The 13,548-nt window shown below is 60.1% G+C and carries 14 protein-coding genes; 2 read left to right on the top strand and 12 right to left on the bottom strand.

Features of this window, described 5'->3' with window-relative positions; genetic code table 11:
* Positions 1-35: 35 nt before the first annotated feature.
* A complete protein-coding gene (locus Q1A07_RS19655) occupies positions 36-941 on the bottom strand; it encodes a LysR family transcriptional regulator (RefSeq protein ID WP_299783763.1) in 906 nt (301 codons plus the stop codon).
* Between the two features lie 114 nt (positions 942-1,055).
* Between Q1A07_RS19655 and Q1A07_RS19650 the strand changes: the two genes are divergently transcribed.
* The gene (locus tag Q1A07_RS19650; protein WP_299783760.1) at positions 1,056-1,397 is read left to right on the top strand and encodes a RidA family protein; all 342 of its coding nucleotides are present in this window, start codon (positions 1,056-1,058) and stop codon (positions 1,395-1,397) included.
* 256 nt (positions 1,398-1,653) lie between these two features.
* Here the strand turns inward: Q1A07_RS19650 and Q1A07_RS19645 are convergent, their stop codons facing one another.
* From Q1A07_RS19645 to Q1A07_RS19620, 6 genes are all read right to left on the bottom strand, one after another.
* Complete coding sequence (locus Q1A07_RS19645) at positions 1,654-2,022, bottom strand: hypothetical protein (RefSeq protein ID WP_299783758.1); 369 nt, start codon at positions 2,020-2,022, stop codon at positions 1,654-1,656.
* A 111-nt stretch (positions 2,023-2,133) separates the two neighbouring features.
* Positions 2,134-3,090: an AraC family transcriptional regulator gene (locus Q1A07_RS19640; RefSeq protein ID WP_299783756.1), complete on the bottom strand. Its 957-nt coding sequence runs from the start codon at positions 3,088-3,090 to the stop codon at positions 2,134-2,136.
* Positions 3,091-3,276: 186 nt separating this feature from the next.
* Positions 3,277-4,017, bottom strand: coding sequence for an aspartate/glutamate racemase family protein (locus tag Q1A07_RS19635; RefSeq protein WP_299783754.1), 741 nt, complete (start codon positions 4,015-4,017; stop codon positions 3,277-3,279).
* Positions 4,018-4,027: 10 nt separating this feature from the next.
* Positions 4,028-5,194, bottom strand: a complete 1,167-nt coding sequence (locus Q1A07_RS19630; protein WP_299783752.1) for a Xaa-Pro peptidase family protein — start codon at positions 5,192-5,194, stop codon at positions 4,028-4,030.
* Positions 5,191-6,342: an amidohydrolase gene (locus Q1A07_RS19625; RefSeq protein WP_299783750.1), complete on the bottom strand. Its 1,152-nt coding sequence runs from the start codon at positions 6,340-6,342 to the stop codon at positions 5,191-5,193. The genes Q1A07_RS19630 and Q1A07_RS19625 overlap by 4 nt, the downstream gene beginning before the upstream one ends.
* A 134-nt stretch (positions 6,343-6,476) precedes the next feature.
* The gene (locus tag Q1A07_RS19620) at positions 6,477-6,941 is read right to left on the bottom strand and encodes an Lrp/AsnC family transcriptional regulator (protein ID WP_299783748.1); all 465 of its coding nucleotides are present in this window, start codon (positions 6,939-6,941) and stop codon (positions 6,477-6,479) included.
* A 103-nt stretch (positions 6,942-7,044) separates the two neighbouring features.
* Here Q1A07_RS19620 and Q1A07_RS19615 point away from each other — a divergent pair, with 103 nt between their 5' ends.
* The gene (locus Q1A07_RS19615; RefSeq protein ID WP_299783746.1) at positions 7,045-8,094 is read left to right on the top strand and encodes a pyridoxal-phosphate dependent enzyme; all 1,050 of its coding nucleotides are present in this window, start codon (positions 7,045-7,047) and stop codon (positions 8,092-8,094) included.
* Between the two features lie 58 nt (positions 8,095-8,152).
* Here the strand turns inward: Q1A07_RS19615 and Q1A07_RS19610 are convergent, their stop codons facing one another.
* From Q1A07_RS19610 to Q1A07_RS19590, 5 genes are all read right to left on the bottom strand, one after another.
* Entirely contained in the window at positions 8,153-8,347 is a 195-nt protein-coding gene (locus Q1A07_RS19610; protein WP_299783744.1) for a DUF2783 domain-containing protein, read from the bottom strand.
* Positions 8,344-9,963 (bottom strand): FAD-dependent oxidoreductase, encoded by a 1,620-nt coding sequence (locus Q1A07_RS19605; RefSeq protein ID WP_299783742.1) that lies wholly within the window; start codon positions 9,961-9,963, stop codon positions 8,344-8,346. Before Q1A07_RS19605 ends, Q1A07_RS19610 begins: the two co-directional genes overlap by 4 nt.
* An 18-nt stretch (positions 9,964-9,981) precedes the next feature.
* The gene (locus Q1A07_RS19600) at positions 9,982-10,932 is read right to left on the bottom strand and encodes an MBL fold metallo-hydrolase (RefSeq protein ID WP_299783740.1); all 951 of its coding nucleotides are present in this window, start codon (positions 10,930-10,932) and stop codon (positions 9,982-9,984) included.
* 83 nt (positions 10,933-11,015) lie between these two features.
* Positions 11,016-12,497: an aldehyde dehydrogenase gene (locus Q1A07_RS19595; protein WP_299783738.1), complete on the bottom strand. Its 1,482-nt coding sequence runs from the start codon at positions 12,495-12,497 to the stop codon at positions 11,016-11,018.
* A 15-nt stretch (positions 12,498-12,512) separates the two neighbouring features.
* Positions 12,513-13,547 carry an LLM class flavin-dependent oxidoreductase gene (locus Q1A07_RS19590; RefSeq protein ID WP_299783851.1) on the bottom strand — a complete coding sequence of 345 codons (1,035 nt, stop codon included), beginning with the start codon at positions 13,545-13,547 and terminating at the stop codon, positions 12,513-12,515.
* Position 13,548 lies beyond the last annotated feature (1 nt).

Genomic DNA, 13,548 nt, shown 5'->3' with positions numbered 1-13,548 from the left:
TTACTTCAGGCACTCGGAATAAACTGTATTCTTCTTCAGGATTTCTGAAATTCCAGGCCTGGCAACAACCTACCGTCACGCTTCATTTTGGTGACCAGTTTCAGGAATTCTCGCGCCGCAGGCATAAGTGCGTTCTTGGGTTGAGAGACCATATGAACACTCCGGCGCGCCGTGGCATCCACAAGTGGTAGAAATACCATGTCTTCCTGCGCCCCGCTCACCGCCAATCGCGGCAGAACAGTAATGCCAACGCCCTCCCGCACCAGACCAAGAAGAGATGCAGAGCTGGGCACCATGAGCCGGGATTTGGCGAGTAGCGGCGCAAAATCCGGATCTGTGATCAGCTTACAGAGACCATTTGCGATCAGAATATGATCCCCCATATCGGCCCAGGTCAGTTGATCCCAATTCTCAGCAAGAGGATGATCCTTGCGACACACAACGCCAAACGCGTCGTTGAAGAGTTCGATGCGCGGCAGGCCGTCAATCTCAGAGAGTGTGCCAATCCCGATATCTGCCCGTTCGCGTGCCAGTTCCCGGGCAACGGCCGCGGAATCCATATCCCGGATATCAATGTGGACTTTGGGAAACTTCCGCAGAAATTCAAAAACCACGGAGGGCAGAATGACACTGGCCACCGAAGGCGTCACCGCCAGCCTCAGATACCCCAGTTCGGATCGGGAAATGCCCTCTATCACCGATACCGTATTCTCGAAATGGCTCACCTCGCGGCGGGCCTCCGCGAAAATCAACTCACCAACAGGGGTGAGGCGCGACTTGCGCGCAGTTTCGAACAGCGCAACGCCGACATGGTCTTCGAATTGTTTGAGCATCATCGACACCGCAGACGGGGTCCGTCCAAGCGCGTCAGCAGCCTCGGACAGGCTCCCCCGCTGTGCAACTGCGGTGAAGCATCTGAGCATTTCGATCTTGATTGCCATGTTAAGCATACCTGAAATAGATTTAACAAAATCACGATTGCCTTAATTGCGTGCTCATGTCCATAAATGGCCCAGGCCTGGCGGGTCCTTTGAACTCAAACGCAAGGAAATGGGATGATTGAACGCATCGAAACCGGTGAACGCTCTTCCAAGATCGTGAAACACAATGGCGTGGCTTACCTGACCGGACAGGTTGCCGAGGGAGACACAATTCAAGAACAGGTGCGCAGCTGCCTTGAAAAAATTGATGACCTCTTGCTCAAGGCCGGATCGTCCCGAGAAAACATGCTCCGAGTGACCATCTGGCTGGCAGATATGCAGGACTTCGCGGGTCTGAACGAAGTCTGGAACGCGTGGGTGCCGACGGGCCACGCGCCTGCCCGAGCTTGTGGTGAAGCGAAACTGGCGCGTCCCGAACTGAAAGTCGAGTTCATTGTTGATGCGGCATACATGTAAGAGGCAGCCGGATGAGCGAACAGGAGGCACCCGATGAATTGGGTACCTCCTGTTCTTTGCCTACGGGTTTTGCATACCGGACAGTCAGGCACTTCTCGCATTGGCTTCACAGTTTGCTCTTATTCTGTGATGCCCTCTCTCGTCTGCACGTCGTCCTCTACTAGGCCTGACCGGGGACTTGTTCGGTCATAGGCTTTTCCGAAGCACTGCAGGTGGCATATGGCTTGCAGCCCCGGAGTGCGCTCGTCGCGACCACTCAGGCGACGGCAGGCTCTTCGTCAGGTTTGTGTAATCCGACCACTGCCAGAACTGTAAGACCCAAGACTACGTAGTACCAGAATTCGATGCCTGCGAAGCCCAGGAGCAACGGTGCCGCGACGAAGGCCACGCCGACCAACCCGTCAACCGCCAGATGAAGACTGTATGGCAAAACCCGGAAAACGCCGAGATGATGATCGGTCAGAACGGTCAGCGCAAAGGCTGCGACACCGGTCACGACCGACAGCCAGAATGCCAGCGTATTGCCGGCCCCCAGACCAAACAGAAATGGCATGGCAATCAGGCCGAGCGCGACGGGATAGTCGAGATAAGCGTGGATAGATTTTGTGATGAAACGTGGAAGCATGTTGAACTCTTCTCCTCATTTGCAGGCCGCCAAGCGGCGTTGATGAGAAAGACTTAAGGTGAGTTATCTGATCAAACTATGCCTATTCGTTCCCATTGCTGCGCAGATCGTTCAATACGCAGAATGATTGGTGCGGTTGAGCTGTCTGAAACGCGCAGGTGTCATACCCGTTTCTTTTTTGAATACGCGCGCAAAGGCGGAATCCGAGGCGTAACCTGCACTCTCCGCTGCATCTGAGAGAGACGTGTCAGGGCGCTGCAGTGTCTTCTTTGCCATCTCCATACGCCAGCCTGTGACATACTCCATCGGCGTCATCGACATCTTTTTCTGAAACGACACGGCAAAACTTGTCCGTGACATACCGGCAGCAGTGGCGAGTGCTTCCACCGTCCAAGTCTTGCTGGGGGCCTTGTGGAAAGCTTCCAGAGCCCGATGCAGATTCTTGTCCGAAAACGCGCCGAGCCCCCATCTGATCGTGTCGCCGGTCTCGATGAAACTGCGCACCGCTTGCGCCAGAATGGCCTCTGACATTTTCAGCGCGATCAAGTCACCACCCATCTTTTTCCGTCCCGCCTCGTCGCCGATCACCCGCAGGGTGGCCTCCATCCATTTGCCCGCTACCTCGCCGTAATTTTCAAGATGGATCAGGGGCGGTAGCCGGTCCATGAGTATGTGCTTGGCATTGGGCTCGAACGCAAAATGACCACAGATCAACTGCGTCTCGCTCAGCGGCTCGTCACCACCGTAGACAAGCACGCCGGAGCCATCGAAACCCGATGCCTGCAGCACGGTATCGAGCGGCATGATCGTACGTTCCGGATCATGTCCGCAATAGAGATCATGAGCCGTGCCGTGGGGTATGATGATCAGATCACCCTGGGCAACGTTGACGGGCTCCTCAACACCCTTCACCCGCACCAGGCAACTGCCCCGATGCGCGAAGTGGAAGCGCGCGACATTCTCGTAACTCGGAACGGCCACGCCCCAGGGTTTTGTGAATGATGTGCGGAAATAGAGCGTGCCCCGCATCGACAGGTTGGTCAGGATATCGCTGAGCAGATCGAGCATTGGATCAGTCTAGTCAGACCTCCGACAATGTACAGCCTCCCGAACGATCTGAGTCAAAATAAGGACGGTTGAGCACATACTGATACCAAGTGGGCGAGAATTCTGAGGCACCTCAGAAGGTAACCCATGGAGATCGATCCGGAGATCCGTCTATTCATAAAGCAGAACTGGCGACAAGGATCGGTCCTATGCAAATAGTCGGCCAAGTCCGGGCCGGGCTCCCTCTACCCCTGCGAGGGTCAGCATATGCCAGGCAAGGGCCTGATTGCTCGTGATAACGGGCACGCCAGTCTTCCTCTCCGCTTCGGCAATGATCCCGAGGCAGCGCAGATTGGTGCAGGACACGACAATGGCATCACATGGCGCCTTTGCGGAGACGGCTTCAACCGCCGCAACAATCGATGCTGGCGTGATCCGCGCGACCACCCGGTCGTTGCCTTCTTCGAAAGAGCCAAAACTTGCAATCTCGAACCCGGCAAGTTCGAGATTGTGCCGCATTCGCGCGGACACGTCAGCGACATAGGGTGTCACGAAACCAAGACGCTGCGCGTCGAGTGCGCGACCTGCGGCAATGATTGCAGCCAAAGGGTCCGTCACTTGCGCGCCCGAACATGTCGCGGCGACAATATCTGCTACCCGATCTGATCCGATCACACTCGATGCAGAGGTGCAGCCGAACCCAATGGCATCGAAGTCCAGCGCTGGTGGCAGAAGGCCCGCCGCCGTCGGCAGCTCCGTCTCCATCTGTGCCAGAGTATCAGGCCGGACTTCCGGCACCATCGGAATCCGGCTGACGTAAAGCGCGATGCCATCGCCCTTCACCAACTGCCGGAACTCATGCTCCAGCGTCTCGTCGGTTTCCAGAACGATCACACCCAAATTGGCGCGCGTGCCGATCCCGTCATTCGTCTGGTACGCGAGTTTCATGTCACCGCTCCTAAATCACCGGCAAGTCTGGTGCGGCGCGCTCGGTCAAAAGCTCGGCCCCGCCCGCACGCACGACGATGTTTTCCTCATGCACCATGATGCGACCGTCACCGTAGGATAAGGATGGTTCAATTGTCAGCACCATGTTTTCTTCGATCACCGTTTCATCCCAGGCGGCATGCGACGGCCATTCGGTCAACTGCATGCCCAGACCGTGACCAAGGCGCCCCACGTCTCCGCCTGCGGGATCAAGCTCGGAGATGACAGTATGCATCCTGTGGAAGAGGTCGCGGCATGTGGCCCCAGGATGCGCAGCGGCGATGCCCGCCTCGGTCGCGCGCCAGAGAACATCATAAGCGCGCTGCGATGCATCATCCGCCTTGCCAATGGCCCAATTCCGGTCGAAATCACAGAAGTAGCCGTCCCAGGTGGCACCGGTGTCCAACATCAAGACATCCCCTTTTGCCAGAGGGCGGCGCGACGGCGGCGAGATCACATCGTGATATCCACCCCGGTCCGCCCCGCCGACCAGATAGGGCACGTCGTCGGCTCCAAGCGCCAGAGCTGCCCGGCGAAACGCCCGGAAAACCTCTTCCAGAGGCATGCCCTCCCGCGCAACCTCCGGCACCTCGGCAAAACTGCGAGAGCCGATGGCGCAAATGTGACGGATTTTCGCAATCTCCGCGTCGGATTTCACCATCCTGAGACCACGCACCAGATCGGTGGCATCGGCCGTTCGAAGCCCCGGCAGCGCCGCCGAGAGCCGTTCGAAGTCAGCTAAGGGCATCCTCAAATGGGTCTCATGCCCCTTCATGAGGCCAATGGCCCCGCCTGAGCCTGCGAAAGGCGCAAGTAGATCGGTCAGCAGCCCGATCCCATCGTCTCGCGGTGCAGGGGCGCTCCAGGTGCGGATGTCATCCACCCACGTCCGGCGCATGAGGTCCGCGCCAATCTCGGGAATGATCGCAACAGGCTTGCCCGAGGCCGGTACAAACAGGAACCAGGGCCGGGTCGGGCTCTGCCAGAAAAGCGTGTGGAACCCGCTGAAATAGCGCACCTCTGCTTCGGTCGTCAGCAACAGACCGGCCAGACCCGCCTCTGCCATAGAGGTCTGAGCCTTGGTCGCACGATCTGCAAATTCGCTTTCGGGAAACCCCCGATCCGGCGTGTCGGTCACGGCTGATCCTTTCGCAAAGGTAGTCGATCCTGAACCAACTGCGCCCAGAACCTTGCCCCGATGACCAGCAGGTCATCGTTGAAGTCATAGTTCGAGGCGTGCAGCGGGCGGCCATGACGTCCCGTTTCACCATTGCCGAGCAAGAGGAAACACCCCGGCACCGCGGCCGCGAAATGGGCAAAATCCTCGGAAAAACTCATCGCAGGCCGGTCCCGCACAAGCGTGCAGCCCGCCGTCTCTGCGGCCCGGTAGACGGCCTCGGTCGGGCCGCCTGCGTTGATCGTCTCGACAAATTGCGTGTCGAAGGCAACCGAAATACCAACTCCATGCGCGACCCCGATGCCGTCGGATACTTGCTGAATGAAATGCGCGATGCGGGCGCGGTCATCCGCGGAGCCTGCTCGGAAATCCCCCTTCAGGACCGCCTTGCCCGGCAGCACATTCCTTTGCCCATCGGTCAGAAACTCCGTCACCGACACCACCGCCCCGGCGGCGGGTGCCAGTTTCCGGGCGACCACGGTTTGCAAAGCCATTACGATCTCGGCGCCGACCGTGATTGCATCGACCCCGGTTTGGGGCATCGATGCATGACCACCCTGCCCCTCTATCTCGATTTCGAAAAGCGTCTCGCTGTTGCAAATGATGCCGACGCGGGTCGAAACCTCGCCCAAAGGCGCGCCGGGCAGATTGTGGATGGCATAGATTTCATCCACCGGAAATCGTTCAAAAAGCCCCTCGTCAATCATCGCCCGGGCACCAAGACCGTGTTCTTCATTCGGCTGAAACACGAAGACCACGGTGCCGTCAAAAGAGGGGTTCATAGCCAACCGCTCCGCCGCACCAAGGAGCATGGTCGTGTGCCCATCATGACCGCAGGCATGCATGACACCGGGGCTGCCCGAGACGTAATCATGGGTCGATGTTTCCATGATCGGCAACGCATCCATATCGGCGCGCAGCGCAATCGCCCCATGCCCTTCCCCCGAACGGAGAATACCAACAACACCCGCGCCTTCATGCACCTCCAGTCCCAATTCCCGCAAGCGCGTGGCAATGACCTCCTTGGTGCGCGTCTCCTTGAAACCGAGTTCCGGATGCCGATGCAAATCGCGCCGGAGCTGTGTCATCCGCGTCTCAAAATCAGTCATGTCCGCGCCTTTCGCCACCATGCGTCCAGCTTAGCGCAATGCGATGCGCGGTTGGCATCATCTGTGTGCGCAACGTGCAGAAATTTTTTCATGGATCCGACCGCAGATGCGCGTTTCTATCAGCGGCCCAACCATCAGATCGGGATGCTCAGGCTGATCTTTGTGCGTCCCATCGCCACGGAGGTGCGGAATCGGCGCACATTCGAGTTCTCAAAGAACAGCCGGTGCGTCAGCGCCTCGAAATCCTGCATGTCCTTTGCTGAACAGATCAGGATGAAATCGGCGTCACCCGTGACATAATAGCATTGCTGGACCTGCGGTTCTGCCGTCGCGCGCTTGCGAAATAGCTCGAGTTGCTGCAGCGATTCCCGTTCCAGCTCGACCATGACGATGAAGGTCATCTTGTAGTCGAATTTCGCCGGGTTGAGGACGGCGATCTCCTTTTCGATGAGATTTGCCTGCCGCAACCGTTTCAGGCGGCGCTGTACCGAAGGCACCGACAGGGCGCATTCATGGGCAAGTTGTTCCAGACCGATGCGGCAGTCGGTCTGGAGGGTGCGCAGGATCGTCAGGTCTGTCTTATCGAGATCCGTTGTCATGTTGTGTTTCGACGCTCCCCTGCTGAAATCGCGCAAAATATTATCGGTGACTTTACAAAGAACGCAAAATACATCGCATGAAAAGCCCGTAACGTGCTGAACCATGACACATACAGATTCTCTGGACTTCTCGCCAAATGTCGCCACTGCCCACGCGTTTTTCCGGGCGCAAGACAAATACCAGCCCACGCCACTCGTTGAAATTGCCGGTCCACACGGTGGCACTGTTCTGGCCAAAGATGAGACGAACCGCATGGGGTTGGGCGCGTTCAAGGCGCTCGGGGCGCCCTATGCCGTCTCCCGGATCCTGCAGCAGAAATGGCACGCAAAAACGGGTGAGGTTCCCACACAGGATCGCATGGGTGATGCTGATCTGCGTGCCTTTGCAGCCACACAAACGTTCGTCTGCGCCAGTGCGGGCAATCATGGCATGGGTGTTGCCGCAGGCGCGCGGGACGCTGGGGCTGCGGCCCGCATCCACCTCGCCGACACCGTGCCGGAGAGTTTCGCGCAAAGGCTGCGGGCGCTCGGGGCATCGGTTGTCCGTTCCGGTGCGGTATATGAGGAGAGCGTCGCCGCCGCGATCGAGGATGCGGAGGCCACCGGCGCCGTTTTGCTCGCCGATGGGACCTGGCCGGGCTACACGGAAATCCCGAAATGGGTGATGGAAGGGTATTGCGTCATCGCCGAAGAGCTTCGGGAGAGCTTTGAGACATCGGGGCAGTGGCCCACTCATGTCTATCTGCAGGCAGGTGTCGGCGGGCTGGCTGCCGCGATGGCGCATATGATCCGGTTGAACTGGGCGGAGCAGCCGGAGCTGGTGGTGGTGGAACCTGCCGCTGCGGCCTGCCTTCAGGCCAGCCACAAGGCGGGGCAACCAACCCGTGGGAACGGGCCGGAATCTGCAATGGGTCGGCTGGATTGCAAGGACCCGTCCATTGTGGCGTGGGCTGCGCTCGAACGCTGCGATGTGCGCTACGCAACACTTTCGGAAGAAGAAGGTGAGGCCGCCGCTGCACGCGTCACTCACCTGGGGCTTCCTACATCCCCGTCGGGAGCCGCTGGCTACGCTGCACTCTGCCAAGAGGCCGCGCAGCACGCGCAAAACGAGGCGCTCCGACCGCTAGTCATCATTTCGGAAGGCCCAGCTTAGCCGCACGTCTGCGCAGATCGGAACATCGTCCGTTGTCTTCGGAATGCGATCTCAGCCCTCATTCCGACCTTTTGCGCGCTGCTGTAAGGGCCTCGCGCAGCACATCGACATCCCCGATGTGATTGGCCAGCACCAGGATCAACCGCGCGTTCAGCGCGTCGCTTTCATCCTTGCTCAACCCCTGATGCGCGGCCAGTAACAGGTCGTAGAACCCATCCGGGTCGGGGATGTTCGGCTCAAGGTTCAGGGTCATCCCGCGTCCTTTCCCAATGCAGTTTGCATCGCCACTCTCACCTCATCAGCGGAGACTGCAGGCCACCGCGCCACCACGTGCTGGTCCGGGCGGAGCAGGTACACGGCACCTTCCGCATCCCCGAGATAGCGTTCCGCCAGAAGCGGGTTGCCCTCTGCGCTCAAGCTCAGATGGGTCAACGGCACCCCGTCCACCCTCTCAACATCCGGCGCGGGTGCATCAATGCACAAGAGCGTAAACCCGTCCGACAGATGATCCAAAAGATGGTTTTCACCCAGTGTCGCATCCACCGCAGGGGCCCCCACCCGCGTCCGTTTTGGCCCGTCCAACAGGTCCGGGCCGTTCAGGGATAGCCCGTCATAAACACACGGCACAGACAAACGGCCCGAATTGACCAGCGGTCGCGCAAAAGCGTGCTCCCGCGCCAGCGCCAGCACGGCATTCCGGAAAATCTGGCTCATCTCGCTTTTCGGCGTCAGGAAATCGGTGGCGCGGGTGGAATTGAGGATGTTTTCATCCGCCCCGTGCACCCGTTCCTCGGAATAGCTGTCCAGCAGCGGTTCCGGCGCAAGCTCCCGGATCACCAAATCAAGCTTCCAGGCCAGATTGTCCGCGTCCTGAATGCCGGAATTTGCCCCGCGCGCGCCGAAAGGCGACACCTGATGTGCGGCATCCCCGGCAAAGAACACGCGGTCATGGCGGAACGCCTGCATCCGGCGGCATTGGAACGTGTAAATCGATGTCCATTCCAGCGTGTATGCGACCCCCTCGCCCAACATCGCGTCGACCCGCGCCCGGACGTTTTCCTCTTTCAGTTCCTCGGCGCGATCAATGTCCCAGCCCAGTTGGAAATCAATCCGCCAGATGTCGTCCGGCTGCTTGTGCAGCAATGCCGACTGACCGCTGTCCTTGAAGGGCGGCTCGAACCAGAACCAGCGTTCGGTCGGGAAGTCTGCCGTCATCTTCACATCGGCAATCAGGAAGTTGTCTTCAAAGACGCGCCCGTCAAAACTCAGCCCCATCATATCGCGGAGCGGAGAGCGCGCGCCGTCGCAGGCCACCAGCCAGTCGGCCTCGACCTGATAGGGACCGTCCGGTGTCTCGACGGTCAACACGACATGATCTGCGGCCGGCGTGAGGCCCGTCACCGCATTGCAGCCCCGAATTTCGATGGGTGCGCCGTTGTCCTGCGCCCTGCGGATCTCATCGACGATGAATTTCTCAAAATAGGGCTGTTGCAGGTTGATAAAGGCGGGGTTCTTATGTCCGCCTTCCGGCTGCAGGTTGAATTCAAAAACCTGATCATCGCCATGAAAAACCTTGCCGACGTTCCAGACAACACCCTTGTCCACCATCGCCTGCCCGGCGCCGAGGCGGTCCGCAATCTCAAGCGTACGCTTGGCGAAACAGATCGCGCGGCTGCCCTGCCCAACCCCTTCGTGATCGTCCAGCACCAGCACCGGTGTGCCCTTGCGCCCCAGATCAAGCGCCAGCGCCATGCCGATGGGCCCGCCGCCGACGATGACTACCGGGTGCCGCTTGGGCGGCAGGTCCTGATCCGGGACTTTCTCGTAGGGGTAAAGCCGGAAAGCGATGTCATATCTGACGTCCACCATATCGCGCCCTCCCTGCCGTCAGCCCTGCAACTGCTCCCACATCTCCAGATCGCGTTTGTCGGTCCAGATCCGCGGTGTGTCGATACCGCGCGCTTCGTCATAGGCGCGGGACACGTTGAAGGGCAGGCAGTGTTCGTAGATCGCATAGTCCTTGAACTTGGGATCACAGGCCGCGCGCACGGCGTCCCATGCCTCTTTCAGCGATCCGCCCCGCGCCGCGACCCGAGCCGCCGGTGCATAGGTGCTGTCGATGAAATCGCGGGTCGAGGCAATCGCGCGCTCGACCGCCTCCTTGCCGATCAGCGCGCCGCCGCGCCCCGGCGCAATCGCGTCGACATCATAGGCGGCGATTGCATCCAGCGTGCCGCCCCAATCGCCGAAATGCCCGTCCCCGCAGTAACAGGCAGATCGATCTTCCACGATATCGCCGGTGAACATCACGTTCTGATCCGGCACGTGGATCACCGCATCACCAGCCGTATGGGCACGACCCAGGTGTTTGATATCGACCCGGCGCTGCCCCAGATAGACGGTCATGGCATCGCTGAAGGTCGTGGTGGGCCAGGTCAGGCCGGGAATGCTTTCGTGCCCTTCAAAGAGGCGCGGAAAGCGCTGGAATTCACTGTCCCAGTCTTCCTGTCCGCGCTCGGTGACCATGGCGCGGGCGGTGTCCGACATGATGATCTGCCCAGCACCATAGGCGGACGCCCCCAGCACCCGCACGGCGTGGTAATGCGTCAGAACCAGGTGGCTGATCGGCTTATCTGTGACCTCACGCACCTTGTCGATCACCTTGCCCGCCAGCCGCGGCGTGGCCTGCGCTTCGACAATCATCACGCTGTCATCGCCGATGATCACGCCGGAATTCGGGTCTCCCTCCGCCGTGAAGGCCCAGAGTCCTGCGCCGATTTCATCAAAGGTGATTGTCTTTTCCGACATATCCCCCTGGGATGCGAATGCCTTGGCCACCTGCTGTTTCCTCCCTGCGCGCATTTCCACCTCCCGCAGCTACCAGTTGCTTTTGTAACTAACAACGGGTTTGAAGGGGCAGTTCAGCGCATGACGAAAGGATTGGCCATCGGGTCCTCGGACGTATCGATCCAGGTGGTTTTTGTGCGGGTATAGTCGAGGATCGCCTCCTGTCCCGCTTCGCGACCGTAACCGGATTGATTGAATCCCCCGAAGGGCGCCATGGGGGAAATCGCGCGGTAGGTGTTCACCCAGGTGATCCCTGACCTGATGCGCCGCGACACACGGTGGGCCCGCGCCACGTTCTGGGTGAAAACACCCGATCCGAGGCCGAATTCACTGTCATTCGCCAATTGGATTGCCTCTTCCTCAGTGTCGAAGGGGATCAGCGTCATCACCGGGCCGAACATCTCAACCGCTAGTGTCTCAACCCCCGGCCCGTCCGCCAGTACCAGTGTCGGCGGGAAATAATGCGCGCTGCCGCCACCCGCGCGGCTGCCGCCAAAGGCAATGCGTGCACCCTGCGACACGGCCTTGGCCAGCGTCGTTTCGATCTTTTCCACCTGTGCTATGGTGCAGAGCGGGCCGAGATGCGTGGCCGGGTCATGCGGATCCCCCACGACCAAATCGCGACATTTGGCCGTGATCGCCGCGACCAGCGCGTCGTAGACGGGGCGCTGCACCAGACCGCGCGTGCCTGCCACGCAGGACTGTCCGGAGGCGCCGAAATTGCCCGCGATCAACCCGTTGGCGGCGGCATCCAGATCCGCATCCTCAAACACCAGAATGGGTGACTTCCCCCCCAACTCCAATGTGGTGACGGCGAAGTTTTCCGCGGAATTGCGCACGACATGGCGCGCGGCATCCGGCCCGCCGGTAAAGGCGATCCGGTCCACGCCGGGATGACGGGTCAGCGGAATGGCGCAATTCTCTGCATCCCCAGTCAGGACGGAAACGACGCCGGGTGGAAATCCGGCCTGCTCGATCAGCCTGGCAAACTCCAACATCGGAGCGGGGGCGATTTCAGAAGCTTTCAGAACCACAGCGCATCCTGCCGCAAGGGCCGGTGCCAGCTTGGTTGCCGCCAGAAACATCTGCGCATTCCAGGGCACGATGGCGGCCACCACGCCGATGGGCAGGTGCTGCGTAAAGACATGCATGTCGGGCTTGTCGATGGGCAGCACCGCGCCCTCTATCTTGTCGGCCAGCCCGGCGTAATACCGATAGTAGTTTGCCACATAGCCGGTCTGTGCCCTCGTCTCAGCGGCGAGCTTACCGCTATCGGTGGTCTCGATCCGGCCCAGATGTTCGGCATTCTCTGCCACCAGATCGGCCAGGCGATAGAGCAGTTTGCCCCGCGCGGTCTGGCTCATGTCCCGCCAGGCAGGCGTATCGAGTGCTGCCTGTGCCGCCGATACCGCGTCCGATACGTCCTCGGGGCTCGCGCAATCGAAACGGGCCCAGGCCTCCCCCGTTGCCGGATTTACGCTCTGTAACGTCTGACCTTGCGATCCGGCACGCCACTGGCCAGCGATGAAAAGTGAGTAGTGGGGCAGATCGGGCATGGTCCCTCCGAAGGGTTAACTAAAGGCCGGCATGACCTGATCGATGAACCGCGCAAGCGAGGCACGCTTGCGCTCGAAACTCATCCCGCTGTCGATCCAGAAGGAAAACTCATCATAGCCAAGGTCTTCGAAACGTTTGAGCCGGTCGATCACCTCCTGCACAGTGCCCACCGTCAGATCGCGCCGCATGTTTTCCGGGCACATCATCGCGTTTTGCGCCATGTCTTCCGTGCTGATCTTCTCCATCAGGCCTTGAGACACCGGCCGCTTGTTCTGAAACCAGGCGCCGAAGTAATTGTAGAACCGGCTGAGCTCCTGCGCTGCCAGATCGACATCCTCTGCGTCCGCGCCGACATAAGTGTGGTGCAACAGCATGATCTTGGGCTTGGGTCCGGCATGGGCCGCACAAGCGGTCTTGAAAGTCGCCATCAGTTTTTCGATCTCCGCGTCGCCCTGCCAAAGCGGGGTCACCTGCACATTGAACCCGTTCTGCACGGCGAATTCGTGGCTGTTGGGATCGCGCGCGGCAACCCAGATCGGCGGGCCATCCTGCTGCACCGGCTTCGGCGCAGAGGTGGTGGGCGGAAAACTGTGGTAGGTGCCGTCATGGGCGCAATCCCCCGCCCACAAGGGCCGCAGCAGCGGCAGGGTTTCCCGCATCCGCTGCCCCGCATCCCAGGCGTCGAGCCCCGGCATCATCCGCTCGTATTCGTAAGAATAAGCGCCCCGCGCCGCACCGATTTCCAACCGCCCGCCGGTGATCACATCGGTCATCGCCGCCTCGCCCGCCAGCTTGATGGGGTGCCAGAAGGGGACGATCACGGTCCCGGTGCCAAGCCGAACATTCTGCGTATGGTGGCTCAGATCCACCAGCGTGGTGAAGGGGTTGGGTGCAATCGTGAATTCCATGCCATGATGTTCGCCCGTCCAGATCGCCCGCATCCCGCCCTGATCGGCCATCTTGCACAGCGCCACGAACTCCCCGTAAAGCGCCTCGTGGGGCTGATCAGCGGTCAACCGTTCCATATGCGCAAAGAGCGAGAACTCCATC

Origin of the sequence: uncultured Roseobacter sp. (assembly GCF_947492555.1) — a bacterium.
Lineage (GTDB): Bacteria > Pseudomonadota > Alphaproteobacteria > Rhodobacterales > Rhodobacteraceae > Roseobacter.
The sequence above is the reverse complement of the archived record's forward strand: the minus strand, read 5'-3'. Positions and strand labels throughout refer to the sequence as shown.